General features: G+C 65.1%; 27 protein-coding genes. 12 read left to right on the top strand and 15 right to left on the bottom strand.

Annotated features, from left to right (window positions below; all coding sequences use genetic code 11):
• Positions 1-540: 540 nt before the first annotated feature.
• Positions 541-2,337 carry a maltose alpha-D-glucosyltransferase gene (treS, locus tag VE759_RS01965; protein WP_324927720.1) on the top strand — a complete coding sequence of 599 codons (1,797 nt, stop codon included), beginning with the start codon at positions 541-543 and terminating at the stop codon, positions 2,335-2,337.
• Positions 2,334-3,665 (top strand): maltokinase N-terminal cap-like domain-containing protein, encoded by a 1,332-nt coding sequence (locus VE759_RS01960; RefSeq protein WP_324927718.1) that lies wholly within the window; start codon positions 2,334-2,336, stop codon positions 3,663-3,665. Before treS ends, VE759_RS01960 begins: the two co-directional genes overlap by 4 nt.
• A gap of 10 nt (positions 3,666-3,675) precedes the next feature.
• On the opposite strand, the gene VE759_RS01955 is transcribed toward VE759_RS01960, so the two are convergent.
• Complete coding sequence (locus VE759_RS01955) at positions 3,676-4,449, bottom strand: HAD-IIA family hydrolase (RefSeq protein WP_324927716.1); 774 nt, start codon at positions 4,447-4,449, stop codon at positions 3,676-3,678.
• 149 nt (positions 4,450-4,598) lie between these two features.
• Here VE759_RS01955 and VE759_RS01950 point away from each other — a divergent pair, with 149 nt between their 5' ends.
• On the top strand, positions 4,599-5,543 hold the full coding sequence (locus VE759_RS01950) for a class I SAM-dependent methyltransferase (protein ID WP_324927714.1): 945 nt from the start codon (positions 4,599-4,601) through the stop codon (positions 5,541-5,543).
• 12 nt (positions 5,544-5,555) lie between these two features.
• Here VE759_RS01950 and tatB read toward each other — a convergent pair whose 3' ends face one another.
• A complete protein-coding gene (gene tatB / locus VE759_RS01945) occupies positions 5,556-5,948 on the bottom strand; it encodes a Sec-independent protein translocase protein TatB (protein WP_324927712.1) in 393 nt (130 codons plus the stop codon).
• 283 nt (positions 5,949-6,231) lie between these two features.
• On the opposite strand from tatB, the gene VE759_RS01940 reads away from it, so the two are divergent.
• The gene (locus VE759_RS01940; protein WP_324927710.1) at positions 6,232-6,651 is read left to right on the top strand and encodes a ChaB family protein; all 420 of its coding nucleotides are present in this window, start codon (positions 6,232-6,234) and stop codon (positions 6,649-6,651) included.
• On the opposite strand, the gene VE759_RS01935 is transcribed toward VE759_RS01940, so the two are convergent.
• Positions 6,648-7,937 (bottom strand): MFS transporter, encoded by a 1,290-nt coding sequence (locus VE759_RS01935; RefSeq protein WP_324927709.1) that lies wholly within the window; start codon positions 7,935-7,937, stop codon positions 6,648-6,650. The two genes, VE759_RS01940 and VE759_RS01935, sit on opposite strands and share 4 nt — an antisense overlap.
• A gap of 143 nt (positions 7,938-8,080) precedes the next feature.
• Between VE759_RS01935 and VE759_RS01930 the strand changes: the two genes are divergently transcribed.
• Together VE759_RS01930 and VE759_RS01925 are read left to right on the top strand one after the other, a co-directional pair.
• Entirely contained in the window at positions 8,081-9,166 is a 1,086-nt protein-coding gene (locus tag VE759_RS01930; protein ID WP_324927707.1) for an S-(hydroxymethyl)mycothiol dehydrogenase, read from the top strand.
• On the top strand, positions 9,163-9,786 hold the full coding sequence (locus tag VE759_RS01925) for an MBL fold metallo-hydrolase (RefSeq protein ID WP_324927705.1): 624 nt from the start codon (positions 9,163-9,165) through the stop codon (positions 9,784-9,786). The genes VE759_RS01930 and VE759_RS01925 overlap by 4 nt, the downstream gene beginning before the upstream one ends.
• 7 nt (positions 9,787-9,793) lie before the next feature.
• Here the strand turns inward: VE759_RS01925 and VE759_RS01920 are convergent, their stop codons facing one another.
• From VE759_RS01920 to VE759_RS01890, 7 genes are all read right to left on the bottom strand, one after another.
• Positions 9,794-10,921 (bottom strand): NDMA-dependent alcohol dehydrogenase, encoded by a 1,128-nt coding sequence (locus VE759_RS01920; protein WP_324927703.1) that lies wholly within the window; start codon positions 10,919-10,921, stop codon positions 9,794-9,796.
• A gap of 86 nt (positions 10,922-11,007) precedes the next feature.
• Positions 11,008-11,544: a nuclear transport factor 2 family protein gene (locus tag VE759_RS01915; RefSeq protein ID WP_324927701.1), complete on the bottom strand. Its 537-nt coding sequence runs from the start codon at positions 11,542-11,544 to the stop codon at positions 11,008-11,010.
• Between the two features lie 2 nt (positions 11,545-11,546).
• On the bottom strand, positions 11,547-11,753 hold the full coding sequence (locus tag VE759_RS01910; RefSeq protein WP_324927699.1) for a ferredoxin: 207 nt from the start codon (positions 11,751-11,753) through the stop codon (positions 11,547-11,549).
• Positions 11,754-11,764: 11 nt separating this feature from the next.
• Complete coding sequence (locus tag VE759_RS01905) at positions 11,765-13,123, bottom strand: cytochrome P450 (protein ID WP_324927697.1); 1,359 nt, start codon at positions 13,121-13,123, stop codon at positions 11,765-11,767.
• Positions 13,123-13,938: an SDR family oxidoreductase gene (locus tag VE759_RS01900; protein WP_324927695.1), complete on the bottom strand. Its 816-nt coding sequence runs from the start codon at positions 13,936-13,938 to the stop codon at positions 13,123-13,125. Before VE759_RS01900 ends, VE759_RS01905 begins: the two co-directional genes overlap by 1 nt.
• Positions 13,938-15,119: a cytochrome P450 gene (locus VE759_RS01895; protein ID WP_324927729.1), complete on the bottom strand. Its 1,182-nt coding sequence runs from the start codon at positions 15,117-15,119 to the stop codon at positions 13,938-13,940. The genes VE759_RS01900 and VE759_RS01895 overlap by 1 nt, the downstream gene beginning before the upstream one ends.
• Before the next feature lie 32 nt (positions 15,120-15,151).
• Entirely contained in the window at positions 15,152-15,745 is a 594-nt protein-coding gene (locus VE759_RS01890) for a helix-turn-helix domain-containing protein (protein WP_324927692.1), read from the bottom strand.
• Positions 15,746-15,923: 178 nt separating this feature from the next.
• Between VE759_RS01890 and VE759_RS01885 the strand changes: the two genes are divergently transcribed.
• The 5 genes from VE759_RS01885 (at position 15,924) to VE759_RS01865 (ending at position 20,723) form a co-directional block, all read left to right on the top strand.
• The gene (locus VE759_RS01885) at positions 15,924-17,393 is read left to right on the top strand and encodes an aldehyde dehydrogenase (RefSeq protein WP_324927690.1); all 1,470 of its coding nucleotides are present in this window, start codon (positions 15,924-15,926) and stop codon (positions 17,391-17,393) included.
• A 61-nt stretch (positions 17,394-17,454) separates the two neighbouring features.
• Positions 17,455-18,207 carry an SDR family oxidoreductase gene (locus tag VE759_RS01880; protein ID WP_324927689.1) on the top strand — a complete coding sequence of 251 codons (753 nt, stop codon included), beginning with the start codon at positions 17,455-17,457 and terminating at the stop codon, positions 18,205-18,207.
• A complete protein-coding gene (locus VE759_RS01875) occupies positions 18,204-19,070 on the top strand; it encodes an NAD(P)-dependent oxidoreductase (RefSeq protein WP_324927687.1) in 867 nt (288 codons plus the stop codon). The genes VE759_RS01880 and VE759_RS01875 overlap by 4 nt, the downstream gene beginning before the upstream one ends.
• Positions 19,071-19,072: 2 nt before the next feature.
• A complete protein-coding gene (locus VE759_RS01870; RefSeq protein ID WP_324927685.1) occupies positions 19,073-19,513 on the top strand; it encodes a carboxymuconolactone decarboxylase family protein in 441 nt (146 codons plus the stop codon).
• Positions 19,503-20,723, top strand: a complete 1,221-nt coding sequence (locus VE759_RS01865; protein WP_324927684.1) for a hypothetical protein — start codon at positions 19,503-19,505, stop codon at positions 20,721-20,723. Before VE759_RS01870 ends, VE759_RS01865 begins: the two co-directional genes overlap by 11 nt.
• Here VE759_RS01865 and VE759_RS01860 read toward each other — a convergent pair.
• Positions 20,720-21,295 (bottom strand): TetR/AcrR family transcriptional regulator, encoded by a 576-nt coding sequence (locus tag VE759_RS01860; protein ID WP_324927682.1) that lies wholly within the window; start codon positions 21,293-21,295, stop codon positions 20,720-20,722. The two genes, VE759_RS01865 and VE759_RS01860, sit on opposite strands and share 4 nt — an antisense overlap.
• A 52-nt stretch (positions 21,296-21,347) precedes the next feature.
• Here VE759_RS01860 and VE759_RS01855 point away from each other — a divergent pair, with 52 nt between their 5' ends.
• The gene (locus tag VE759_RS01855; protein ID WP_324927680.1) at positions 21,348-22,025 is read left to right on the top strand and encodes a class I SAM-dependent methyltransferase; all 678 of its coding nucleotides are present in this window, start codon (positions 21,348-21,350) and stop codon (positions 22,023-22,025) included.
• Here VE759_RS01855 and VE759_RS01850 read toward each other — a convergent pair.
• From VE759_RS01850 to VE759_RS01835, 4 genes are all read right to left on the bottom strand, one after another.
• A complete protein-coding gene (locus tag VE759_RS01850; RefSeq protein ID WP_414687811.1) occupies positions 22,022-23,074 on the bottom strand; it encodes a prenyltransferase in 1,053 nt (350 codons plus the stop codon). The two genes, VE759_RS01855 and VE759_RS01850, sit on opposite strands and share 4 nt — an antisense overlap.
• A 10-nt stretch (positions 23,075-23,084) precedes the next feature.
• Positions 23,085-23,816, bottom strand: a complete 732-nt coding sequence (locus tag VE759_RS01845) for a class I SAM-dependent methyltransferase (protein ID WP_324927676.1) — start codon at positions 23,814-23,816, stop codon at positions 23,085-23,087.
• Positions 23,810-25,063, bottom strand: a complete 1,254-nt coding sequence (locus VE759_RS01840; protein WP_324927674.1) for a glycosyltransferase family 4 protein — start codon at positions 25,061-25,063, stop codon at positions 23,810-23,812. The genes VE759_RS01845 and VE759_RS01840 overlap by 7 nt, the downstream gene beginning before the upstream one ends.
• A 434-nt stretch (positions 25,064-25,497) precedes the next feature.
• Positions 25,498-26,166 carry a PAS and ANTAR domain-containing protein gene (locus VE759_RS01835; RefSeq protein WP_324927672.1) on the bottom strand — a complete coding sequence of 223 codons (669 nt, stop codon included), beginning with the start codon at positions 26,164-26,166 and terminating at the stop codon, positions 25,498-25,500.
• Positions 26,167-26,190: the final 24 nt, after the last annotated feature.

Below are 26,190 nucleotides of genomic sequence, written 5' to 3'. Positions count from 1 at the left end.
CGGATGCGGCGGACCGGCCGGATGCGGCGGACCGGCCGTGCTGATGCGGGGCCGGCCTCCGTCCTCCCACTGAATCCAGTAGTTCAACGAGCCGGCGCGGTCCGCCTTGGAGGCATGGCCGCCTTCGTGGCCATGTTCGAGCGCGCATCCATGCACCCAAGCCGCTTCGTGCGGGCCGATCAGCGCGGCTAATGACCGCTGCGTTTCATCATCTAGCAGCACGGTGGCATAACACCGAGCCGTGGTCATTCGCCCTCGCCCGCCGAAGCCCAGAGCGCATCGGGTTTGGTATGCACGCGTTGCTCACTCCCTCCGGCGGGCACCGGATCCCAGCTTCACGCTGACAATATGCGTACGGAAGCTGGTCAGCCCGCGCTCATGGGAAGTTTCCCGACGTGTCGGCACCCCGCTGGTGGTCGGCGGCGGCAACGAATTGGTTCGCCACCGGCACATGGCAGAGCCGGTCACGAGCAGCCTCAGTGAAGAGCCGTAGCGCCGGCGGGTGATTCGGCTCGGCGTAGTGGGTACGTTTGGTGAGCGATGGACGTGTCGACTCACCCCGCCGAAAACGTCGCGAACGATCCACGGGATCCGGCCGAGGGCAGCCACGTCGAGCACGGCGTCGTCGAGCACCCGACAGCGCAGGATTTCGGGCAGGCCCGAATTCTGCCCGCCGATCGCACGTGGTACAAGCGCGCCGTCTTCTATGAAGTACTCGTCCGCGCGTTTTGCGACTCCAACTCGGACGGCTCTGGCGACCTGCGGGGTCTGACGGAACGCCTCGACTACCTGCAGTGGCTGGGTATCGACTGCATCTGGCTGCCGCCGTTCTACGACTCACCACTGCGCGACGGCGGCTATGACATCCGCGACTTCTACAAGGTGCTGCACGAATACGGCACGGTCGACGACTTCGTCGCCCTGCTCGACGCCGCCCACCGGCGAGGCATCCGGGTCATCACCGATCTGGTGATGAACCACACCTCCGAAGCGCACCCGTGGTTTCAAGAGTCACGCCGCGACCCGGACGGACCATACGGCGACTACTACGTCTGGAGCGACACCAGCGAGAAGTACGCCGACGCCCGGGTCATCTTCGTCGACACCGAGGAGTCGAACTGGACGTTCGATCCGGTGCGCCGCCAGTTCTACTGGCACCGGTTCTTCTCGCACCAGCCCGACCTGAACTACGACAACCCGGCCGTTCAGGACGCGATGCTGGACGTGTTGCGGTTCTGGCTCAGCCTCGGCATCGACGGCTTCCGGCTGGATGCGGTGCCGTATCTCTTCGAGCGCGAGGGCACGAACTGCGAAAACCTGCCCGAGACACACGCCTTTCTCAAGCGTTGCCGCAAGGTGATGGACGACGAATACCCGGGCCGGGTGCTGCTCGCCGAGGCCAACCAGTGGCCGGCCGACGTCGTCGAATATTTCGGCGATCCGGCTACCGGCGGCGACGAGTGCCACATGGCTTTCCACTTCCCCCTGATGCCGCGCATCTTCATGGCGGTCCGGCGGGAATCGCGCTTTCCGATCTCAGAGATACTGGCCCAGACCCCGCCGATTCCCGAGATGGCGCATTGGGGAATCTTCCTGCGCAACCACGACGAGCTGACGCTCGAGATGGTCACCGACGAGGAACGCGACTACATGTACGCCGAGTACGCCAAGGATCCGCGGATGAAGGCCAACGTGGGTATCCGACGGCGGCTGGCCCCACTGCTGGAAAACGACCGCAACCAAATCGAGTTGTTCACCGCGCTGCTGCTTTCGCTGCCGGGATCGCCGGTGATCTACTACGGCGACGAGATCGGCATGGGTGACATCATCTGGCTTGGCGACCGGGACGGGGTTCGAACCCCGATGCAGTGGACACCCGACCGCAATGCGGGCTTTTCGACCGCCAACCCCGGCCGGCTCTACCTTCCGCCGAGCCAGGATCCCGTCTACGGCTATCAGGCCGCCAACGTCGAGGCGCAACGCGACAGCTCCACGTCGCTGCTGAACTGGATCCGCACCATGTTGGCAGTCCGCCGCCGACACGATGCGTTCGCGACGGGCACCTTCCGGGAGCTGGGTGGCTCCAATCCGTCGGTGCTCGCCTATGTGCGGGAAATAACCGACGACGGCGGGGAAAACACCGTGCTGTGCGTCAACAATCTGTCCCGCTTCCCGCAGCCCATCGAGTTGTATCTGCAGCACTGGAATGGGTACACACCGGTCGAGATGACCGGGCATGTGGAGTTCCCGCGGATCGGCCAGCTGCCATACCTGCTGACCCTGCCGGGTCATGGGTTCTACTGGTTCGAGCTTCGCGGGCCTGAGGAGTCGCAATGAGTTCGCCCGCCAATCTGTCCTGGTCGGAGTGGCTGCCTCGGCAGCGTTGGTATGCCGGTCGCACCCGCGAACTGGCGTCCGCCGAAACGGGCAGCGTGGTGTCGCTGCGGGATGACGTCGACCTGGTGCTCGTCGACGTGTCCTATACCGATGGGTCCTCGGAGCGCTACCAGATCATTGTCAGGTGGGACACCGGGCCGATTCCGGAGTACAGCACGGTCGCGACGATCGGTTCCGTCGACGATCGCACCGCCTACGACGCGTTGTATGACCCGTCGGCGCCGCGGTATCTGCTGTCGCTGATCGACTCGTCGGCCGTGATCGGCGATGTCAGGTTCGCCAAGGAGCCGGACGTTTCGCTGCCGTTGGACGCCGCGCCGTGGGTGTTCGACTCCGAGCAGAGCAACACCAGCGTGATCTTCGAGCAAGACGCCGTGTTCAAGCTGTTCCGCAGGGTCACACCGGGCATCAACCCCGACATCGAGCTGAACCGCGTGCTCGGCCGGGCAGGAAATCCGCACGTGGCCCGGTTGCTTGGCTCCGTCGAGATGGCGTTGGGCGGTGACACGTATCCGCTTGGCATGGTCAGCGCGTACGCAGCCACTTCGGCCGAGGGCTGGGACATGGCCACCGCCAGTGTTCGCGATCTGTTCGCTGAGGGTGATCTCTACGCGTACGAGGTCGGCGGCGACTTCGCCGGCGAGTCATACCGACTGGGGGAGGCCGTCGCCTCGGTTCACGCCGCTCTTGCCGAGCATCTCGGGTCGTCGCAGACCGTCTTCCCGGTGGACGCGGTACTCGCGCGGCTGTCGTCGGCCGCGGCGGCGGTGGCCGAACTACGGCCGTACGTGCCGTCGATCGAGGACCGGTTCGGCAAGCTTGCCGACGAGACGATCACCGTGCAACGGGTGCATGGCGACCTGCATCTGGGTCAGGTGCTGCGCACTCCGGAAACGTGGTTGTTGATCGACTTCGAGGGCGAGCCGGGCCAGCCGCTCGAGGAGCGGCGCCAGCCGGATTCAGCTCTGCGCGATGTCGCCGGCATGCTGCGATCGTTCGAATATGCCGCATACCAGCTGCTGGTGAACCAGGAAAACGAGGAGCCGAGCAAACAGCTTGCCGCCAGGGCCCGCGAATGGGTGGCCCGCAACCGCGCCTCCTTCTGTGACGGCTATGCCGCCGCGTCCGGCTCGGATCCGCGCGACGCCGAGCACCTGCTGACCGCATACGAGCTGGACAAGGCGGTGTACGAGGCCGCCTACGAGGCGCGGCACCGGCCCGGATGGCTGCGCATCCCATTGCGGTCCATCGCGCGCCTCGTCGGCTGACCTTCGCAATTCAGATCAACTCGATCGCCTCGGCGATCGAGTTGAGCACGCGGCTGGGGCGGTACGGGTAGCGCTCTACCTCGTCGAGAGTCGTCGATCCGGTGAGCACGAGGATCGTCTCCAGCCCGGCCTCGATGCCCGCGACCACGTCGGTGTCCATCCGATCGCCGACCATGACGGTGTTCTCCGAGTGCGCCTCGATCCGGTTCAGCGCGCTGCGAAACATCATCGGGTTCGGCTTGCCGACGAAATAGGGCTGGCGTCCGGTGGCCCTGGTGATCATGGCTGCGACCGAACCGGTCGCCGGTAGCGGCCCTTCGGCCGACGGTCCGGTCGCATCGGGATTGGTTGCGATGAACCGCGCACCGCCCAGTATCAGCCGAATCGCCCTGGTGATCGCGGTGAACGAATACGTGCGGGTTTCGCCGAGCACGACGAAGTCGGGCTCGACGTCGGTCAGGGTGTAACCCACCTCGTGCAGCGCGGTGGTCAGTCCGGCCTCACCGATCACATATGCAGAGCCGCGGGGCAGCTGATCGTTGAGAAAAGAGGCGGTGGCCAGCGCGGAGGTCCATATCGATTCCTCGGGCACCGTCAAACCCGACCGGGACAGGCGGGCGGCGAGATCTCGGGGGGTGAAGATCGAGTTGTTGGTGAGCACGAGGAAGCGACGATTGTGCTCGGTGAGCTGCTGCAGGAACTCCGCGGCTCCCGGCAGTGCGTGCTCCTCACGCACCAGAACCCCGTCCATATCGGTGAGCCAGCACTGAGCGGATCCACGCATGCCTACCCTCTCTGTCGGCAAGAGTCTTTCAGCTCGGTACCCGCAATACGGTCGTCTGGCCGAAGTGGTGGAGGAGTACGCTGGAATTGATTAGGTGAACTAGCATTCAAAGCGGGCTCACATGGCTCTCACAAGTGGAGGAATAACCAATGGCCAGAACCGACGACGATTCGTGGGACATCACCGAGAGCGTGGGATCGACCGCCCTCGGCGTCGCCGCGGCCCGCGCCGCCGAAACCGACAGCGATGATCCGCTGATTGAGGATCCCTATGCGAAGCTGTTCCTCGCCGCCGCCGGGGACGGGATGTGGAACACGTTCGCGTCGGGCACGTTGTCCGAGGAATTGGCCGACGTCGACGGGGAACTGGGGGTGCGGATGCGGGCGATGCGGGACTACGTGGCTTCCCGCACAGTGTTTTTCGACGAGTTCTTCCTGGCAGCGACAAACGGCGGCGTGCGCCAGGCCGTGATTTTGGCTGCTGGGCTCGATGCCCGCGGGTGGCGCCTGCAGTGGCCGGATGGGACCACCGTTTATGAGCTCGATCAGCCCAAAGTGCTGGACTTCAAGGGCGGAACACTGGCCGCCAAGGGCGCCCGACCGAGCGCTGTTCTCGTTAATGTTCCCGTTGACTTGCGCCACGATTGGCCGAAGGCATTGCGGCAAGCGGGATTTGACACCGCTGCCCCGACGGCGTGGTCGGCCGAGGGCCTGTTGCCCTTCCTTACTGCCCAAGCACAAGACACCCTGTTCGAGCGCATCAACGAGCTGAGCGCACCGGGTAGCCGCATCGCCGTGGAGGCAATGAGCAGCGACGCCTACCACGCGGACGGGTATGAGCGTCAACGCAAGCAGCTGGAAAAGTTCCGGGCAGCCGCCGCCAAGCTGCATCAACGTGAGATGCCTGATGTTGGTGACCTGTGGTATTGGGAAGAACGCACCGATGTCGGCGAGTGGTTGCGGAACAACGGCTGGGAGGTTTCTGTCGCGACGGCAGAAGAGCTACTGAGCCGCCACGATCGGCGCCCGCCCGAGGGCGTCGAGGATGCCACGCCACAGAGCCTGTTCGTGTCGGCGCAGCGATCACAGTACTGAGATCCGCGACGGTTACGTCGCGTCGCGGTCGAACGGCGGGCCGGTCCCGGACCGATCCGCCGGCTGCGATGGTGCAGCCGGTTCCTGCGGCGCAGCACGTTCGTCAGCCAACCCGCTCATCGCGGTGAACACCGAGTCGTCGCCGTCCAGCAGGTGCTTGGTCAACGCCGCCCGCGGCGTCATCCCCCGCAGCCTCTGTAGCTCACTGATCGGCTCACGCAGGTCATCGAATTCCGGTCCAAGCTCCTCACGAAGCTGACTGGTGGCTCCGCTGACATAGTCGCGGGCCTGTCGCAACGCGTTGGCCGTCCATCGGATCGCTCCGGGTAGGCGCTCTGGGCCCAAAACGACCAGTCCGACGATCAACAACACCACAAAGTGCTCCCAGCCGAAGTTGGCGAACATCTAACCGCCTCCTGGATCGACCCTCTGCATGCCCACGGCCGTCCCTACTTTTTCATCGTGATCGCAGTGTCTTGACTCTAGGTCGGCCGATGCGCCGCGGCGAGCGTTGGGCACATAGGTTTTGTGGTCGTGGACGTGATCGCGGTGTCGCACTAGCGACTTGGCGATCTGCCGCGGGGCGGCAACGGTCTCAACGCGTATTCGGTTTGCCCGAGGCTTAGCTGGGTAAGCATTGCGGGTAAGCATTGTGCGGCCGCGACCGCGACGACGAAGGAGATCGACGATGCCGAAGACGACCACGTCGGGATCGGCGAAGAAGAGCGAGCTACCAAGCACGCTGCAGAAGTCCGATGCGAAGGCGCAGCGCACTTTCGCCAAGGCGCACGATTCGGCCGTGAAGGAGTACGGCGAGGGGCAGCGCGCTCACCGAGTGGCTTACGCCGCGCTGAAGCACAGCTATGAGAAGGTCGGCGACCACTGGGAGCCGAAGGGCAAGCGCGGGCCGTCCGACCAACGCGCCAAGAGCGGCGGGCCGAACGCCAAGGGCGCGACCGCCGAGGGGGTCGACGCGAACGCGAGCAAGCAGCATTTGATGGATGTCGCGCGGCGCCTGGACATCCCGGGGCGTTCGTCGATGAGCAAGGACGAACTCGTCTCGGCCATCAAGAAGGCCAACCGGCGCGAGAGCGCGCGCAAGCGCTAGCGGTCGGTGGCAGTCGCATGAACTGGGGGGCTCTCGAAGCCCTCCAGTAGATATCTGCTCTGCTCAGCCGACTCCATCGCCCGGCGGGCCTTCTTCCGTGTGATCAGGATGCCGATCGCGGCCAGCGCCCAGACGCCGTACTGCACCGTCCAGGCCAGGCGGAACGCATCGAATGAGTATCCGCCCGCAGCATCGAGGATCACGCCCATCGACTGCATCACGAGAAGCGACGCGATGAACCCGCCCATGTTGACCATGCCCTGGGCGGTACCCAGCGTGGCTCTCGGATTGAACGTGCGCGCGAAGTCGAACCCGACCATAGAGCCGGGCCCGCCCACCGAGATCACGATCACGAGCAGCAGCAACAGCCACAACGGCGACCGGAACGGCAGCGCCAGCACCACCGCCCACACGGCCGCATTGCTTGCGATGATCGCCAGCACCAGGCGCGATCTGCGGCGCGGATAGCGGCCGGTGAATACACCGACCACGATCCCCGCCGAGATGGCCGCCACCACCGAAATGGACAGCAGCGTGCCCGCAATGCTCGTCGAAACACCCTGTGCCACCGTCAAGTACGGCACACCCCACATCAGCGCGAAGACCGTCACCGAGAATTGCGTGCCCATGTGGGTGAAGAATCCCAGCCGCGTTCCGGGTCGCAGCCACACGGTTCGCACGCTGGTGAGGGTCGTGTGGACGGCAAGTTTCTCTCTCGGGAGGTGGACGTGCGGCGGTGTGTCTTGAACCACTGCGAGGATCAACACGACACACAGCAAGCCGAGCGCCGCGACCGCGACATACGCGGTGGTCCACCCCGAGCCGACCAGGAGAGCGAGGAACGGAACGGCCGACAGCACCTGACCCAACTGGCCGCAGATGCCGGTCAGCTGGGTCACTAGCGGCACCCTCCGGGGCGGGAACCAGTGCGGTACGAGTCTAAGCACCGAGATGAATGTGACGGCGTCGCCAAGACCCACGATCGCCCTCGCCGCGATGGCCGCGGGCAGTGACTCGGTGAGCGCAAGCGTCATCTGGCCGGCCGCCATCAGCACCGCGCCCGACGCGATCAGCGCCTTCGACCCGAACCGGTCCAGCAGAACGCCCACCGGAACCTGCGCGGCCGCGTACACGATGACCTGCAGTACGACAAATGACGACAGCACACCGGGACTGGCGTCGAAACGATGGGCTGCTTCGAGCCCCGACACACCGAGGGTCGTTCGATCCAGGACCGCCAGGATGTAGGCGAACAGTCCGGTAGACCACACGACCCAGGCGCGCAAGGTTGGACAGCCTTTCGTTGAAGAACCCTCGAGTTCCGGCACGCCGCGCTGCGATGCCCTGGTACCCCGTCATCGATAGTAGGAACTCGTGGCCGTTGAGCCACAAAGGCTCTGCTGAGCCCGATGGCTAGACTCGGATAGTTATGGCTGAGCAAGTACGTGGGGTGATCTCCCGCAAGAAGGGCGAGCCGGTCGAACTTGTCGACGTGGTGATTCCCGATCCGGGGCCCGGCGAGGTTGTGGTCGGCGTCACCGCGTGCGGCGTGTGTCATACCGACCTGACCTACCGCGACGGCGGCATCAACGACGAATACCCCTTCCTGCTGGGCCATGAGGCCGCCGGCACGGTGCAAACGGTCGGCTCCGGGGTAACGTCGGTCGAGCCCGGCGATTTTGTGGTGCTGAACTGGCGCGCGGTGTGCGGTCAGTGCCGGGCGTGCCGACGGGGACGGCCGTGGTACTGCTTCGATACCCACAACGCCACCCAGAAGATGACGCTGACCGACGGCACGGAGCTGACACCGGCGCTGGGCATCGGGGCGTTCGTCGACAAGACGCTGGTGCACGCCGGCCAGTGCACCAAGGTTGACCCGTCGGCCGATCCGGCAGTGGCGGGTCTGCTGGGATGCGGCATGATGGCGGGGCTCGGGGCCGCGATCAACACCGGGGCGGTGAGCCGCGACGACACCGTGGCGGTGATCGGCTGCGGCGGTGTCGGTGACGCCGCGATCGCCGGGTCACGGCTGGTGGGCGCCAAGCGCATCATCGCCGTCGACACGGATGACAAAAAGCTGCAGTGGGCCAAGGATTTCGGGGCCACCGACACGATCAACGCGCGCACCACCGACGTGGTGGAGGCCATTCAGGACCTTACCGACGGGTTCGGCGCCGACGTGGTGATCGACGCGGTGGGCCGACCCGAAACCTGGAAGCAGGCGTTCTACGCCCGCGATCTGGCCGGCACAGTGGTGCTGGTCGGCGTGCCAACCCCAGAAATGCGGCTCGACATGCCGCTGCTGGACTTCTTCTCGCACGGCGGGTCGCTGAAGTCCTCGTGGTACGGCGACAGCCTGCCCGAGCGCGACTTCCCGACGATGATCAGCCTGTACTTGCAAGGGCGGCTCCCGTTGGACCGGTTCGTCAGCGAGCGGATCGGCATCGACGGCGTCGAGGAGGCGTTCCACAAGATACATACCGGTGAAGTGCTGCGGTCGGTGGTGATGATGTGAGCCCCGTCGAGCGCGTCATCACCCATGGGAAGTTCGAACTCGACGGCGGCAGCTGGGAGGTCGACAACAACATCTGGATCGTTGGCGACGACTCAGACGTCGTGGTGATCGATGCCGCCCACCGTGCCGCGCCGATAGTCGAGGCGGTGGGCGGGCGCAATGTCGTCGCCGTCGTCTGCACGCACGGGCATAACGACCACGTCACCGTCGCCCCTGAGTTGAGTCAGACGCTCGATGCTCCGGTGCTGATGCATCAGGCGGACGAGGTGCTGTGGCGGGTGACTCATCCGGACAAGGAGTTTCGCGCCCTGGAACCAGACGCCGTGCTGAATGTCGGCGGCGTTGACGTGCGCGCGATCCACACGCCAGGCCATTCGCCCGGGTCGACTTGCCTGTACTCGGGTGAACTCGGTGCGGTGTTCAGCGGCGACACCCTATTCCAGGGCGGCCCCGGCGCGACCGGGCGGTCCTATTCGGACTTTCCGACGATCTTGGCGTCGATCTCGCAGCGACTCGGCAAGCTACCCGAGGAAACGATCGTTTACACCGGCCACGGCGAAAGCACAACGATCGGTGCCGAACTCAGCCACTACGACGAGTGGGTGGCCCGCGGCCACTAACCCGTGATCAGCGGTCGGCGTCGGTGAACCGGATGACGCCGCGAATATTGCGCCCTTCCAGCATGTCCAGATAGCCCTCGTTGATCTGCTCGAGCCTGTACTGCCGGGTGATCATGTCGTCGATGTTCAGCTTGCCGGCCTTGTACATCGACAACAGGTGTGGAATGTCGTAATGGGGATTGCCGCCGCCAAAGATGGTGCCCTGCAGATTCTTCTGCATCAACGTCAGCATCGCCAGGTTCAGCGTCACCTGAGTATCCAGCAGGCTGCCGATCGCGGTCATCACGCAGGTGCCGCCCTTGGCCGTGATGTTCATCCACTTGTCGACATCGTCGCCGTGCACCTCACCGACGGTGACGATCACCTTCTTGGCAAGCCCGCCCGCGGTGACCCCCGCGATGCCCATCAGCGCGGCGTCGATGTCCGGATAGACATGCGTGGCACCGAACTTCAGCGCTTGGTCACGCTTCCACTCGACCGGGTCGATGGCGAAGATGTACCGCGCGCCGGCGTTGACTGCCCCCTGCAGCGCGGCCATTCCCACGCCGCCGACGCCGACGATCGCGACGTCGTCGCCCGGGCGGATGTCCGCGGTACGGGTCGCTGAGCCATAGCCGGTGGTCACGCCGCAACCGACCAGGCACGCCACCTCGAAGGGAATCGACGGGTCGATCTTCACTACCGAGCTCTTGTGCACCACCATGTATGGCGAGAACGTGCCGAGCAGCGTCATCGGGTAGACGTCCTTGCCGTTGACCTGAATGCGGAACGTTCCGTCGGACACCGCCAATCCGCTGAGCAGGCCCGCGCCCAGATCGCAGAGGTTGCGCAGGCCGCCCTGACACGACGGACATTTGCCGCAGGACGGAATGAACGACAAGACGACGTGGTCGCCGGGGGCGACGTCCTCGACACCGGGACCGATCGCGGTGACGACGCCCGCGCCCTCATGCCCGCCGAGTACCGGGAAACCGGCCATCGGAATGCCGCCGGTGACCAGGTGGTGGTCGGAGCGGCACATGCCTGCCGCTTCCATCTGGATCTTGACCTCGTCCTTCTGGGGCTCGCCGATCTCGATCTCCTCGATGGACCACGGCTGATTGAACTCCCAGATGAGCGCGCCCTTGGTCTTCATCTAGAACCTCCACCTGTCTTGACGGCGCCGGCGGCAGAGCGGCGATGCTGCATACGGGGCAGATGCTACGGGGCGGTTTGTGGCGCTCACCACAGGGGCACCGGGGCCTTGCCGAGCGGGAAGTAACCTGGCACCTTCTCACCCGACATGCCCCGCTCGATGCGCTTCTGCATCCCCGCGCTGAGCTTGCCTGCCTTGATCAGGTCCAGGTAGAGGGTCTGCACGTGGCCGAAGTCGAAGAAGTCGCGCTGCCAGTTCCATTTGCCGTCGCCGGCGTAGCGGAACCAGCTGCCGCCGATGCCGTACGCCTCCTGCTCGGAATCGCCGGAGATCTGTTTCCAGAACCCGACGACCTCGCCGATGCGGTCGTCGATGACTACCCGTTGATACGGGTAACGCCAGCCGGCCAGGCCCTCCATCTCCTGCCCGAGCGCGATGTCGCGGATCTCGTCGATGCCGACGCACATCACGTCTTCCTTCGGCCCGATGTTCCAGCCGTAGGTGGCGTCGTCGGTGTAGAAGTTCGCCAAGACGCGCCAGTCGCCGATCCGTTCTGCTTCGCGGTTGGCGTCCAGCCACCGATGGACGACGTCTTCGAGTTCGTTGCGGGGGAACGACGGCATGGTCAGTCTCCTGTTTCTCGAATGGACAGTGCCCGGGTGGGGCATGCACACACGGCCTGTTCGATCTCCGGTCGGACGTCCTCGGGCGGTTCGGAATTGAGGATTTCGACCTGTCCGCGCTTTGGCACCTTGAAGTAACCCGGCGCCTCCAATTCACACATCGCGTGGCCCTGGCACAGGTCCAGGTCGACTTCCACCCGGTAGCCCATGATCGCCTCCGCTAGCTCCGTCGGCGGTAGCGCACGCGGGCCGGTTGGGCGAGCTGCACCACCATCTTCGAGTGATCGTTGCGGTAGCTGTCGGGCGGCTGCGCCATCTCGAACTCGTACTCGCGCAACAACACCGAGAAGATCGCCTTGATCTGCATCGTGGCGAACGCGGCACCGACGCAGCGATGCCGGCCCGCCCCGAACGGAATCCAGGTCCACCGGTTGATCAAATCTTCCTGGCGCGGCTGTTGGTAGCGCTCCGGCACGAATGCGTCCGGGTCGGGGAAATCGTCCGCGATCCGGTTCGAGACCGCCGGCGATGCGGCGACCAGGTCACCGGCATGGATCGGATAGCCCTCGACTTCGAACTCGCCCTTGGCTACCCGCATCAAGATGATCAGTGGCGGATGTAGCCGCAGCGTCTCCTTGAGTACGTTCTCAAGTCGCGGAATCTGGCGCAGCGCGTGGAAACTCACCGACTGACCGTCGGCGTACAGCTCGTCGAGTTCGGCGATCACTTCGGCGTAGGTGTCGGGATGGCGCAGCAATTCAATCAGCGTCCAGCTCGCGGTCCCCGAGCTGGTGTGGTGGCCAGCGAACATCATCGAGATGAACATGCCGGTGATCTCGTCGGCGGTGAATCGCGGCTTACCAGATTCGTCCTTGATGGTGATCAGCACGTCGAGCATGTCGCGATCGCTCTTGTCGGCCGGAGGGTTGATGCGGCGATGCTCCATGATGGTTTCGACCAAGGCCACCAAGCCCACTCGGGCCTCGTCGCGGCGACGGAAACTCTCGATCGGCAGGTAGGCATCGACGTACGCGAGCGGGTCAGTTCCGCGCTCGAGCTCGTGGTACAGGCGCGCGAACCGGGAGTCGAGTTCGTTGCGAAACTTCGTGCCGATCAAGCATGCCGACGAGGTGTAGATCGTCAGCTCGGCGAAGAAGTCGAGCAGGTCGATTTCGCCTTCGTCGCCCCAGTCGGCGATCATTCGGCGCACCTCGTGCTCGATTGTGGTGGCGTGGCCCTTCATCTGCTCGCCACGCAATGCGGCGTTGTGCAGCATTTCCTTTCGGCGCTCGGGGTCGGTGTCGAACACCACGCCCCTGCCGAAGATCGGCGTCATGAACGGATACGCCTCGGCCTGGTCGAGGTCGTCGTCGCTGGACCGGAAGAAGAACTCGTTGGCCTCGGCCCCGGACAGCAGTACGACGTGCTTGCCGGCCAGTCGGAACCAGCCGACGTCGCCGCACTCGTGGCGCACCCGCTGCATCAAGCCGATCGGGTCGGCGCGGAACTCCTCGAGGTGACCGTGTTCGTCGTCGCCGCCGGAGACGCGGGGGACTTCCGTTAGTCCTTGGCTGGTCATCACGTCTCCGGATACTTCAGTTGCTGACGTTCTTTCGATGCGTTGCTAAGCGGTGCCTCCGGCTGTACCTCCATCGACGCGATGTAGCCGCCGCGCGGCGTTTCAGCGACGAACGCGATGGCCCTGGCAAGATCCGAGGCCCGCAGGAAGTAGTCGTGGCGGGCCTGCCCCCATTTGGCCCAATCCGCCAGCATCGGTCCAATCGATTCGGGTGGCAGACTCCAGCCCATGCCCGTCTTCGTCGGGCCCGGATGCACGATCGACGCCCGCACACCGGTGCCCTCGAGTTCCATCTGCAAGTTGGTGACCATCGAGATCAGTGCTGCTTTCGCGGCGCCGTAGGCCCCCATGTGCGGACGTTGGCGCAGCGCCACATCGGAACCCACGAAGATGACGTCACCGCGTCGGCGCTCCACCATTCCCGGCAGCACCGCGGCGGCCAACCGGTACGCACCGATCAGGTGGATCTGGATCTGGGATTCGAACGTGTCGGTACCGGTTTCATGGAGGCGGCCGACGAAAGTGTCGCCGGCGCCGGCGACCAGAACCTCGATGTCGCCGAGCTCCTCCGTCGACCGGTGCACGAAGCCTTTGACCGACTCGGCATCGGTGACGTCGAGCGGAATTGCTAACGCCTCGCCGCCCTCGGCGCAGATCTGCTCGGCGAGCTCGCGGCACTTGTCCACCCGCCGCGCGCCGAGTGCGACCGGGAAGCCCCGGTGCCCCAGCTCCTGGGCGGTTGCCGCGCCGATGCCCGACGACGCGCCGGCAATGATCGCGGGGCGCCGCTTGGGATGGGGTGCAAAGCGGGGCATCAGGCCGCCTTCACCGTCATCGGGAGGTGGGCAAAGCCGCGCACGTTGCTGGAATGCACTCGAACGGCGGCATCCTCGTCGACCTCGTAGCTGCGGATGCGCTTGAACAGTTCGGTCAGCGCCACCCGAGCCTCCATGCGGGCCAGGTGTGCGCCGAGGCAGAAATGCGCGCCGCTGCCGAAACTGACCAGCTTGGAACCGATCTCACGGCCGATGCAGTATTGATCGGCGTCCTCGAACACCCGCTCGTCGCGATTGGCCGAGCCTGGCAGTAGTAACAGCACGTCACCGGCCGGAATGGCGGCGCCGTACATCGTGATGTCTTCGACGACGTTTCGGGCCAGGATCTGGCTCGAGGTGTCGTAGCGAAGCGTCTCCTCGACCCACAGCGGAATACGGGAGTGGTCTTCGTAGATAGGGGCCATTTGATCCGGGTTCTTGTGGCCCCAATAGGCAGCGTTTGCCAGGAGCTTGGTGGTGGTCTCGTTCCCGGCGACCACCATCAAGAACAGAAACGCCATGATCTCCTGGTCGGAGAGGCGATCACCGTCGATCTCCGCGTCCAACAACGCCGAAGTGAGGTCATTCTGTGCCGTCTTGCGCCGCTCGGACACCATGTCGGCGTAGTAGGCCATCAGATCCGCCGATGCCTGCATTGCCAAACGAGGCACGTCGGCGATGCCCTCGTCGCGGTGCACGACGCCATCGGCAAGCTCGCGGATCCGGGCCCGATCCGGTTCGGGCACGCCCATCAGTTCGGAGATGACGTCCATCGGCAGCTTGCCCGCGAATTCGCCGATGTAGTCGAAGGATGGCGACTGCAGCGCGGTATCCAGATGCTGGACTGCCAGCTCGGTGACCCGCGGTTCCAGTTCCCGAATGCGCCGTGGCGTAAATCCCTTCGACACCAGCGTGCGCAGGCGAAGGTGGCCCGGGTCGTCCATCGCGAGAAACGACATGACGCGGTATGCCTCGGTAGTGCGCGATACCGGATCAAGCGACACGCCAAGCGAATTCGAAAAACTAATGCTATTCCGAAAGCCCTGCAGCACGTCAGAGTGCCGCGACAGCGCCCAGAAGTTCAGCTCCTCGTTGTGATACAGCGGTGCTTCGTCGCGCAGCCGCCGATATATCGGATACGGATCTTCGTGGAACTCGTAATCGTACGGGTTTAGTACCACCGCGGTGCGATCCCTGCTGGCGGTCGTTTCCGTCACCATTCGGCACTTCCCATGATCAGGGCAATGACGCTGTCGAGCCGGTCGGCCATTTGGTAATACGTGATCGATCCGCTGCCGGCCTGCACCAGTGCGCCGTAGAAGATCATCTCCAAAGTCGACAGCACCTCCGGCCACGCGCCGGGCCCGAGCGCCGAGGCGATTCGTCGGCGCACCTCCATGCCGATCTTCTCGCGCACCTGGCGCAGTTCCGGTTCGTCGCCCATCAGCGCGGTAGTGGTCGCGGCCGCCACCTCGGGCTCGTCGGCGACAAGCAGCGCCAGTTCGTGCAGCTGGGAGGTCACCCGCTGCTGGGTGGTCTGGTTCACGTCGGTGAACAGCGGCACCGCCTGTACGCGGCGCAGATACACCTCGGCGATCAACGCGTTCTTCGACGAGAAATACGTGTATGCGGTTGCCGGTGCGACACCCGCCTTCGCGGCCACGGCCCGCATGGTCAAGTCCGAGTAGGACGACTGATGCAGAAGCTCCACTGCGGCGTCGAGCACCTTGCGGATGGTTTTTTCTTGCCGGCGATTGCTGCGACGTGCCCCGAGATCTGTGACCTCAGTCACGGCTTCACTGGACATGTGTCTAGCATATACCGGATCGGGGCCGGGTACACAACTTCCGGGTGAAACGCAAGGGCAGCTCGGCTGATTCGGACGATCCTTGGTTTGCGAGCCGGTCCGCTGCTTGCCCGCTGCGACTGAGAGAATTACTGTGCGCGTAGAATAGGCAGACAAGTGTCCAGGGAGTGTGCCAGTGATGACGACGGTGTCGAGCAGGGTGACGGAGCTGCTGATCGACGGCCAATTGGTCCCGGCCCGGGCCGGGACGTTCCCGACGATCAATCCGGCTACCGAGGAAGCGCTGGGCGACGCCGCCGACGGCGATGCTGCCGACATGGATCGCGCGATCGCCGCGGCGCGGTCGGCCTTCGACGACACCGAGTGGTCGCGGGACACCGCGCTGCGCGTGCATTGCCTGCGTCAGCTGCGCGACGCGTTGAACGAGCATATCGAGGAGCTGCGTGATCTCACCGTCGCCGAGGTCGGTTGCCCGGTGTCGTTGACCGCCGGCGCTCAGTTGCAGGGACCGGTAGACGACCTTGGTTTCGCGATCGACACCGCCGAGACGTTCGAGTGGACAACAAATCTTGGCGCGGCATCACCGTTGGGCATCCCGACAAAGCGGCGGATCGTCCGTGAGCCGTTCGGCGTTGTCGGCGCGATCACGCCGTGGAATTTCCCCCATCAGATCAACTTTGCCAAGCTCGGACCGGCGCTGGCCGCGGGCAACACCGTCGTGCTCAAGCCCGCGGCCGACACCCCATGGTGCGCCGCCGAGGTCGGGCACATTATCGCCGATAAGACCGACTTCCCGCCCGGTGTGGTCAATATCGTCACGTCCAGCGACCACCGGATAGGCGCCCAGCTTGCCGAAGACCCCCGCGTCGACCTGGTGTCGTTCACCGGATCGACCGCGACCGGGCGCGCGGTGATGGCCGCAGCGTCGCAGACGATCAAGAAGGCCTTCCTGGAACTCGGTGGGAAATCGGCATTCATCGTGCTCGACGACGCCGACCTCGCCGGCGCCTGCGCAGTGTCGGCGTTCACCGCCGCAACGCACGCGGGCCAAGGATGCGCGATCACCACCCGGCTGCTGGTACCCAACGACCGCTATGACGAGGCGGTGGCGGCCGCGGCGGGCACGATGGGCTATATCAAGGTCGGAGATCCGACCGATCCGGGCACCATCTGCGGACCGCTGATCTCGGCCAAACAGCGCGACCGCGTGCAGGGGTATCTGGATTCGGCGATCGCCGACGGCGGCTCCTTCGCGTGCGGCGGAGGCCGGCCGGCCGATCTGCCGACCGGCTTCTTCGTCGAGCCGACGGTGATCAGCGGTCTCACCAACGACGCGAAGGCCGCCCGAGAAGAGATTTTCGGGCCCGTGCTGGTGGTATTGGGCTACGACGACGACGCCGACGCGGTCCGCATTGCCAACGACTCACCGTATGGGTTGTCCGGCACGGTGTTCGGCAAGGACCCCGACCGCGTCAATTGGGTCGTGTCGCGGATTCGCGCGGGGACGATCAACGTCAATGGCGGCGTGTGGTATTCGGCAGACATGCCGTTCGGTGGGTACAAGCAGTCCGGAACCGGGCGCGAAATGGGCCGTGCCGGTTTCGAGGAATATCTCGAGACGAAGGCCGTTGCGGAGGCGATGCAATGAGCGAGTCAGCGGCGAGGCGCCGCCCCGAGTCAGCCGCTGTCGGCGGCAGAGGGGAATAAGCGTGGGACGATTCGACAACAAGGTGGCCATTGTCACCGGCTCCGGAGGCGGTATCGGCGCGGCCTATGCGCAGGCTCTCGGCCGCCAGGGCGCCGCGGTAGTGGTGGCTGACATCAACGCCGATGCGGCCGAGGGTGTCGCCAAACAGATCGTCGCAGACGGCGGATCGGCGATCCACATTCCGGTCGACGTGTCCGACCCGGAATCGGCGAAGGCAATGGCCGACCGTACGCTCGCCGAGCTCGGAGGCGTCGACTACCTGGTGAACAACGCTGCCATCTACGGTGGCATGAAGCTCGACCTGCTGCTGACCGTGCCGTGGGACTACTACAAGAAGTTCATGAGCGTCAATCTCGACGGTGCGCTGGTATGTACCCGGGCGGTGTACAAGATGATGGCCAAGCGTGGCGGCGGTGCCATAGTCAACCAATCCTCCACCGCGGCATGGCTGTATGCCAATTACTATGGCTTGGCCAAGGTAGGCATCAATGGCCTGACGCAGCAGCTGTCGCGGGAGCTCGGCGGCATGAGCATCCGGATCAACGCCATTGCGCCCGGGCCGATCGACACCGAGGCCACCAGAACCACAACGCCCCAAGCGATGGTCGCCGACATCGTGAAGGGCATCCCGCTGGCCCGCATGGGCACCCCGGAGGACCTGGTGGGAATGTGCCTGTTCCTGCTGTCCGATGAGGCGAAATGGATCACCGGACAGATCTTCAACGTCGACGGCGGCCAGATCATCCGATCATGAGCGATGGCCACGTCAGGCTCGGCTACATCGGACTAGGCAACATGGGCGCCCCGATGGCCAAGCGGCTGGTCGACTGGCCCGGTGGCATAATCGTTTACGACGTGCGGCCCGAGATGATGGCCCCGCTGGGCGAAGCCGGCGCGACACTGGCCGACAGCCTGGCCGACGTCGCGGGCGCCGACATCATCAGCATCACCGTGCTCAACGACGAACAGGTGCGCGACGTCATCGGCAAGCTGGCGCGACATGCCAAGCCCGACACGGTGATCGCGATCCACTCGACGATCAGCGATAGCACTGCCGTCGAACTCGCCGAAGAGTTGCAGCCACAGGGCATTCACATCGTCGACGCACCGGTCAGCGGGGGAGGCGGGGCCGCCGAGAACGGCCAGCTGGCCACGATGGTCGGCGCCAAACGCCAGGATTACGAGCGCATCAAGCCGGTGTTCAAAAGGTGGGCGTCGCTGGTAATTCACGCCGGCGAACCGGGCGCGGGCACGCGGATGAAGTTGGCCCGCAACATGCTCACCTTCACGTCGTATGCTGCTGCGGGTGAGGCGATGAAACTCGCCGAGGCGGCGGGGCTCAATCTGCAAGCACTCGGGCGGGTTGTGCGTCACACGGATGCGTTGACCGGTGGGCCCGGCGCGATCATGGTTCGCGACGACATGGCGCCGTTGCAGCCGGACCACTGGTTGTACGACGCGTTCACGCACACCCGCGGGCTCGGTGAGAAGGACCTGAGTTTGGCGCTGGCGCTCGGTGAGGCGGTGTCGGTCGAGCTTCCACTGGCGCAGGTGGCGCTTCAGCACTTGGCCGAGGGTTTAGGGGTGCCCGATGCGGCATCGAACACGAAGGAGTGAGCATGGACGAATTGCGCCGCAAGGGCCTCGAGAAGATGAACGAGGTCTACGCGTGGGAGATGCCGGACATGCCCGGCGAATTCTTCGCGCTGACCGTTGATCATCTGTTCGGCACCATCTGGACCCGGCCGGGATTGTCGATGCGCGACAGGCGGATGATGCTGCTCGGTGTACTGACCGCGCTCGGCCAGGAAGAACTGATGGAGGTCCAGGTCAATGCGGTCCTGCAGAATGAAGAGCTGACGCGTGAGGAACTGCGCGAGATTGCGATCTTCCTCACGCACTACGTCGGTTTCCCGCTCGGTTCCAAGCTCGACGGCGCGATCAAACGCGTTGCGGCGAAACGCAAAAAGGCCGAGGAAAGCGGGGCAGCGCGAGACAACAACGACAACGTCAACGATGCCGTCCAGATGCATGTCGGCAAGACGCTCCATGACAAGTAGGTTCGCCAGCCTGTCCCGGGCCCAGCTCGCCACGTTGGTGCCCGAGTTGCTGCTGATCGGTCAGATGATCGACCGTGCCGGAATGGCTTGGTGTATTAAGGAGTTCGGTCGTGACCAGATGCTGCAAGTGGCGATTGAGGAGTGGGCGAGTGCCAGCCCGATCTACACCAAGCGCATGCAGAAGGCGCTGCGCTACGAGGGCAACGACGTCGTCACTATCTTCAAGGGCCTGCAGCTGGATATCGGCGCACCACCGCAATACATGGATTTCCGCTACACGGTGCACGACCGTTGGCACGGCGAATTCCGCCTCGATCACTGCGGCGCGCTGATGGACGTCGAGCCGATGGGTGAGGATTACGTCCGTGGCATGTGCCACGACATCGAGGACCCGACGTTCGACGCCACCGCCGTGGCGACCAATCCGCACGCGCAGGTGCGGCCCATCCACCGGCCGCCCCGAGTGCCCGCCGACCGCCATCCGCACTGCCGCTGGACGGTGATCATCGACGACTCCCATTCACCGGCGACGCCAATCCCGACTCTTGCCAAGGTGCGCCAAACCCGGGCGGCCACATTGGAACTCGACGCCATTGACCCCACGCAGGTGGGCATGGACGACTACGCGGGCCCGCTGTTGTCCGACGTGGACTTCGGCGCGTTCTCACATTCCGCGCTGGTGCGAATTGCCGACGAAGTGTGTCTGCAGATGCACCTGCTGTATCAGGGCTTCGCGCTTGCCGTGCACGCGCGCGCCGATGCCGAACGAGCCCGATCGATCTGCACCCGCCAGCTGATCGGCGTCGGTGGGCTGGCCGCCGAACGCATCCATCACGCGCTGGCCTTACCCGCCGGGCTCGCCGGCGCACAGCGGACATTCGAACTGCATCCGCTGTTCAACCCCGCCGCATACGTCCAGGCCGCGATCACCGATGACGGTGTCCGCGTCCGCCGATCACCCGCTCATGACGACGGGGCATGGATATCGCTGTGCACACCGGCCGAGTACCGTCCGCTCCAAGCGATTGTGCGAGCGGTCGACCCGCATCTCGACGTGGAAGTCGGCGGATCCGACACCGACTGGACCGCTCGGCTGGTTCGGCGCGCCGATGCCGCAAGCGAATTCGGCGAGGTGTCGGTGGCGAAGGTCAGCACCGGCGCCACATTCCAGTTTCAGCCGCGACACTCGCTGCCGCTCACCGTGGTCTAAGCGGCCACGATCAATCGGGCCGACTTGTCGAGCCGGTCGGCGATCTCGGTGTATGAGGCGTATCCCATACCGGCGTACACCAGCGCTCCTGCCCACAGCAGCTGCAGTGATTCGACGACGTCGGGCCGGCCGGCCGGCCCGAGCGCCGCGACCAGGCGTTGCCGGATCTCGCGCCCGATCCGGCTATGCAGGTGCTCGACGTCGGGATTGCGGCCCAGCAGCGCCGCCGTGACCGCGGCGCCGAATGTCGGCTCGTCGGCCATCAGCAACGCGGCGTGGCGAAGCACGGCAACCGCGCGCGAGGCGGGCTCGGCTGAGTCGGTCACCGGTGGCGGGGCCGACGCGAGACGACGCCAGAAGATTTCCGCGATGAGATGCTCCTTCGAGGAGAAGTACGTGTACGCCGTTGCCGCCCCGACGCCCGCTTCGGCGGCGACCATCCGAATGGTCAATCCGGAGAAGCCTTCTCGTCGCAGCACCGCCAGCGCCGCGGCGCTGAGCCGCGCGATCGTGTCGGCCTGTTTCGGTGTCAGTCGGCGCCGCGTCGACTCCAGCGCCACGGGGTCGGACACGTGTCTGGACACTACTGCAACAGTGCGCCGGCGGCAACGCTATGGTGCAGGCATGAGTCGCACAGATGCGGCCCTGTCCGGCCGGCCCGCCGAACTGTTCGAGCTGGCCGAACAGGCAACCGGGTTCATGCCCGCGGACGAGGGCCGCGCGCTGCACGACGCCGCGGCCAGCTACTTTGACCGCGGGGTGGGAATCGAAATCGGCACCTACTGCGGGAAATCCACGATCCTGCTCGGCGCGGCGGCGGAGGCACGAGACAGCGTGCTGTACACCGTCGACCATCACCACGGGTCCGAAGAACACCAACCGGGTTGGGAATACCACGACGCGACTCTGGTCGACGAGGTAACCGGACGATTCGACACGTTGCCGGCGTGCCGACGCAACCTCGATGCGGCCGCACTTGACGACCACGTCGTCGCGGTGGTCGGGAAGTCCGCCGTTGTGGCGCGGGCCTGGCGAATGCCGCTGCAGCTGTTGTTCATCGACGGCGGCCACAGCCAAGCCGCCGCACAGCAGGACTTCGATGGCTGGGCGAAATGGGTGGCAGTGGGCGGCGCTTTGATCATTCACGACGTGTTTGCCGACCCCCGCGACGGTGGCCAGGCGCCGTACCACATCTATCGCCGCGCCGTCGAAAGCGGCGAGTTCAACGAGGTGTCGGTGACCGGATCGCTGCGGGTGTTGGAGCGGGTATCGGGCAGCCCGGGCCGGGACGTCGCGGGCTAGCAGTCGGTGCCAGCTGCCACGCACGCACAGTCGAAGTCGCCCTCCAGCCCATGCGGCAGATCGTGTCCGCGGAAGATGCCACCCGCCGGCGTGGTCGCCGACAGCGCGTCGGCGGCAAGGATCATCGCCGCGCCCGTCCAGGTGGTCTGCTGCTCGGGCCACCGCTTGCCGTCGGCGAACACCAGTCCTGTCCAATACGAGCCATCGCCTTCACGCAGGTGCTGCATCGCCGTGAACTGCTCCAACGCGGCGGTCCGGTGGCCGAGTGCATCGAGGGCAATCACGAGTTCACACGTCTCGGCGCCGGTTACCCAGGGCCGGTCGACAACGCAGCGCACGCCGAGCCCGGGGACGACGAAGTCGTTCCACCGCTGGCCGATTCGCGCGGAGCCGGCGCGGCCACGCAAGGCGCTGCCGAGGACCGGGTAGTACCAATCCATTGAGTGCCGGTTCTTTTCGGCGAAGGCCTCGGGATGCCGGGTGATCGCATGGCCCAGCCGCCCGAGCGCGATTTCCCAATCGGGTTGCGGGTCGTCGACGAAGTTGGCCAGCGCCAGCGCGCAGCGGATGCTGTGGAACATGCTTGCGCATCCTGTCAACAGGGATTCCTCGACTGGCCCGGTGGGCCCCGCGCCCCAACAGATTTCGCCATCGCTCGCCTGGAAATCCAGCACGAAGTCTATTGCGGAATTAACCACCGGCCACATCGTCGCCGCAAACGATCGGTCGCCGGTGATCAGAACGTGATGCCACACGCCGGTCGCAATGTAAGCGCAGAAATTCATGTCGCTGTTGGGGTCTTCGACCACACCGCGGCGGACTTGCAACGGCCACGACCCGTCCGGTCGCTGGGTGGCGCGGCACCAGTCGAATGCGGCGCGGGCCGGCTCCGTTAGTCCGACCGCGGTAAGTGCCATCGCGCACTCCACGTGGTCCCATGGGTCGGTGTGCCCGCCGTCGAACCACGGAATGGCCCCCGACGGTTCCTGTGCGGCCGCGATGGCGAGTCCGGTCTGATGGGATTCCTCAGGCGTCAGGACGCCTGGCACCCAGGGTGCGTCACACCAGCGCAACGGCCGCCTCCGGTTTCGCGAAGTACAGTGCCACGCTCTTGCCTACCAATGGGTTCAGCGCCGACTCGGCGAGCCGGGTGACTGCGGGTCGACGCATGAGATCCCAGACCAGCAGATGGTGATAGACGGCGACGAATGGATGCTCCGAACGTGATACCCCGACAGCACATTTCAGCCACCAGAACGGGGAATGAAGGGCGTGGGCGTGATGCCGGTGCGTCAGCACCATCCCGCCGGCAGCGATCTTGTCACGCAGTTGGCTGGCGCGATAAATCCGGACGTGCCCACCCACGTTGCTGTGATATTCCTGGGACAACAACCAGCACAGTCGCTCGGGAAGCCAGCGTGGAACCGTCACCGCGAGCGTTCCGCCGACCTTGAGCACCCGGATCAGCTCGGAGATCGCCGCGTCGTCTTCAGGGATGTGCTCCAAGATCTCTGACGCGATCACGCAATCAAAGGTCCGATCGGGGAACGGCAGGCTCCGCGCGTCACCGGTGACGGCTTCGGCGGTGGCCGACGCAGGTGCCTCACCGTTGTCGGCCATCGCGCGCAGTATCTCGTCGACCTCATGTAGCTGCGCGGTGTCCCGATCGAACGCGACGACGTCTGCGCCGCGCCGGTATGCCTCGAAGGTGTGACGACCGGCCCCGCAACCGACGTCGATGACTCTTGCCGCCGGACCGATCCCGAGCCGATCGAATTCGACCGTCAGCACTCCGGCGTGCTTTCGTTCGCCACTCTGGCAATCGCTCGCTCGTAGACCCGGACGGTTTGGGCCGCTACCGATTCCCAGCTGTACACGTCGAGGGCCCTGCGTCGGCCGGCGACGCCCAACCGTCGCCGCCTCTCGGGGGAGTCGAGCAATGCGGCTAGCGCAGTGGCTAATTCGTCGACATCGCCGGGCTTGACGAATTCGGCGCAGTCGCCCTCGGTGCCGAGCACTTCAGGTAGTGCGCCGACCCGGCTGGCGACGATCGGCGTGCCGCTGGCCATGGCCTCGACCGCGGGCAGCGAGAAACCTTCGTATAGCGAGGGTATGCAGGCCAATTCCGAAGAAGCGAACAGCGCCGCCAGCTCCGAATCTGACAACCCGCTGGTGATGTGGACGATGTCGGAGATGCCCAACTCTGCAATCAGCTTGCCGGTGGGTCCGTTGGGCTCGACCCTGGCGACCAGTTGGAGCTCGAGGTCGTGGTGAACGCGAAGCCTGGCCACCGCATGAAGCAACGTTGCGACGCCCTTGAGTGGGGTGTCGGCGCTGGCAATCGCAATGATGCGACCGGCTTCTCGCGGCTCGGGTGCCGGCTTGTAGAGCGCGGTGTCGACGCCGAGGGGCACGACGTGAAGCTGGCTGGGCACCACACCGAAGTCCGAAGCGATGTCGGCCGCCGACGACGACGAAACCGTGAGCAGGTCCGGAATCTGGCGCGAAACTTTTTGCTGCATCTTGGCGAAGCCGTACCAGCGGCGCACCAACGGTTTACGCCACCATCGGGCCGCGGCGAGATCCAGGACCAGGTCGCGGGTGATCGGGTGATGCACGGTTGCCACCACCGGCAGGCCGGCCGCGGCGATCTTCAGCAGCCCCGGCCCGAGGCTCTGATTGTCGTGCACCACATCAAAGTCGCCGGCGCGTGCCGACAGCAGGCGGGACGCACGTAGGCCAAAGGTGCGCGGCTCCGGGAAGCCGGCCGTCCACATGGTGGCCAGCTCGAGCAGGTCGATGCGATCGCGAATCTCGCTGGGCCACGGAACCCGAAACGGGTCCGGCTCGCGGTACAGGTCGAGGCTGGGCACCTTGCACAACACGACCCTCGGGTCCAAACCGTCCGGATACGGCTGACCCGAAAACACCTCGACCTGGTGTCCGAGTTCGACCAACCCATGGCTGAGGTGACGCACGTACACCCCTTGCCCGCCGCAGTGCGTCTTGCTGCGGTAGGACAACAACGCAATTCGCATCCTCAGTCCCTCACCAGAGTCGGCCGTTGTGAAACTTACGTGACCCAGTGCCGGATCCGGACAGCCGCGTTGTCGTGGTCGTTATCAACGTGACGAATGCCAGCGCAAGATTCCGTCAAGCCGCTCGAAGCATTCGCTACAACGTCGGGCGGTCATCGGCAATCCTCGAGCATTCTGGACATGTGTCCGGACTATAGTTCGAGTCGATTCGCTGCGCAATGCGCCCACATTGCCGGTGAGCAGGAGCAACATGTCCGAACCACGTGGTTTGGACCGGGTGCGGCGCGGTCATCGTCGGACGCAGCCGCGGCAGCGGCTGGGCCGTGGCGGAGTTGCTGGCCGGGCGTGGGGCGGCTACGAGCGGCGCGACGAGATGACCGTGCGAGCATCACGGGACCCCGCGCCGGCGGAATACGTTGCGCCGGTTATCTCGGTCACTCCCCGGGCTGCACCGGATGTTCGGTTGACTTGTGAGCGGTCAGCAGAATTCGGTCGAGTTGATCACGAACCTGCTCCGGAAGTAGCGACGCCGTCGTGACAGCCGAGACAAATCGCGCGGCGATGTGACGCAGCTTCACGTTGGTCTGCTTGGAGCGCCACGCCAGCATGTCGAAAGCCTTGTCGGCCGACATGCCGTAGGCCAGCATCAAAATGCCGATTGCTTGATTGATGACGGCACGGTTTTTCGCGATCTGGGCGACAATTTCGTCGACGGAGTGGCGGATGTCGGCGTCGAATTCGTCGGTGACATCGACGTAGAAGCCCGTCGTGCCGATGATTTGGCCGTCCCCGTCGCGCAAGCGGTCGCCCACGACCACCACGACGTGGGTCTTGCCGCGGGTGTCGATGATGCGGTGGCGACTGGAAAACGGGACCCCGTGCTCGCGGACCTGCTCGATCAGCTCGGCGACGGTCGGTTTGTCATCGGGATGCTTGTGAGACAGGACCAGCTCGGTCGTCGGGGTTACTGTTCCAGGCTGGTATCCGTGCATCATCGCAACGGCATCTGACCATTCCCAGCGGTCGTCCTTCGCGAGATAGCGGAAAACTCCAACGTGCGGCCAATGCGGGCCGGGGGAGTCAGGCCGCCCGTTCTCCGTCACTAAGTAATTGTCACACCGCCTCGG

Origin of the sequence: Mycobacterium sp., from assembly GCF_035640695.1 — a bacterium.
Classification (GTDB): domain Bacteria; phylum Actinomycetota; class Actinomycetes; order Mycobacteriales; family Mycobacteriaceae; genus Mycobacterium.
The sequence above is the reverse complement of the archived record's forward strand: the minus strand, read 5'-3'. Positions and strand labels throughout refer to the sequence as shown.

What these genes read in the sequence shown, in the direction of transcription:
- treS (WP_324927720.1), top strand. Translation starts at nt 541, where the DNA reads ATGGACGTGTCGACTCACCCCGCCGAAAACGTCGCGAACGATCCACGG.
- VE759_RS01960 (WP_324927718.1), top strand. Translation starts at nt 2,334, where the DNA reads ATGAGTTCGCCCGCCAATCTGTCCTGGTCGGAGTGGCTGCCTCGGCAG.
- VE759_RS01955 (WP_324927716.1), bottom strand. Translation starts at nt 4,449, where the DNA reads ATGCGTGGATCCGCTCAGTGCTGGCTCACCGATATGGACGGGGTTCTG.
- VE759_RS01950 (WP_324927714.1), top strand. Translation starts at nt 4,599, where the DNA reads ATGGCCAGAACCGACGACGATTCGTGGGACATCACCGAGAGCGTGGGA.
- tatB (WP_324927712.1), bottom strand. Translation starts at nt 5,948, where the DNA reads ATGTTCGCCAACTTCGGCTGGGAGCACTTTGTGGTGTTGTTGATCGTC.
- VE759_RS01940 (WP_324927710.1), top strand. Translation starts at nt 6,232, where the DNA reads ATGCCGAAGACGACCACGTCGGGATCGGCGAAGAAGAGCGAGCTACCA.
- VE759_RS01930 (WP_324927707.1), top strand. Translation starts at nt 8,081, where the DNA reads ATGGCTGAGCAAGTACGTGGGGTGATCTCCCGCAAGAAGGGCGAGCCG.
- VE759_RS01920 (WP_324927703.1), bottom strand. Translation starts at nt 10,921, where the DNA reads ATGAAGACCAAGGGCGCGCTCATCTGGGAGTTCAATCAGCCGTGGTCC.
- VE759_RS01915 (WP_324927701.1), bottom strand. Translation starts at nt 11,544, where the DNA reads ATGCCGTCGTTCCCCCGCAACGAACTCGAAGACGTCGTCCATCGGTGG.
- VE759_RS01910 (WP_324927699.1), bottom strand. Translation starts at nt 11,753, where the DNA reads ATGGGCTACCGGGTGGAAGTCGACCTGGACCTGTGCCAGGGCCACGCG.
- VE759_RS01905 (WP_324927697.1), bottom strand. Translation starts at nt 13,123, where the DNA reads ATGACCAGCCAAGGACTAACGGAAGTCCCCCGCGTCTCCGGCGGCGAC.
- VE759_RS01900 (WP_324927695.1), bottom strand. Translation starts at nt 13,938, where the DNA reads ATGCCCCGCTTTGCACCCCATCCCAAGCGGCGCCCCGCGATCATTGCC.
- VE759_RS01890 (WP_324927692.1), bottom strand. Translation starts at nt 15,745, where the DNA reads ATGTCCAGTGAAGCCGTGACTGAGGTCACAGATCTCGGGGCACGTCGC.
- VE759_RS01885 (WP_324927690.1), top strand. Translation starts at nt 15,924, where the DNA reads ATGACGACGGTGTCGAGCAGGGTGACGGAGCTGCTGATCGACGGCCAA.
- VE759_RS01875 (WP_324927687.1), top strand. Translation starts at nt 18,204, where the DNA reads ATGAGCGATGGCCACGTCAGGCTCGGCTACATCGGACTAGGCAACATG.
- VE759_RS01870 (WP_324927685.1), top strand. Translation starts at nt 19,073, where the DNA reads ATGGACGAATTGCGCCGCAAGGGCCTCGAGAAGATGAACGAGGTCTAC.
- VE759_RS01865 (WP_324927684.1), top strand. Translation starts at nt 19,503, where the DNA reads ATGACAAGTAGGTTCGCCAGCCTGTCCCGGGCCCAGCTCGCCACGTTG.
- VE759_RS01855 (WP_324927680.1), top strand. Translation starts at nt 21,348, where the DNA reads ATGAGTCGCACAGATGCGGCCCTGTCCGGCCGGCCCGCCGAACTGTTC.
- VE759_RS01840 (WP_324927674.1), bottom strand. Translation starts at nt 25,063, where the DNA reads ATGCGAATTGCGTTGTTGTCCTACCGCAGCAAGACGCACTGCGGCGGG.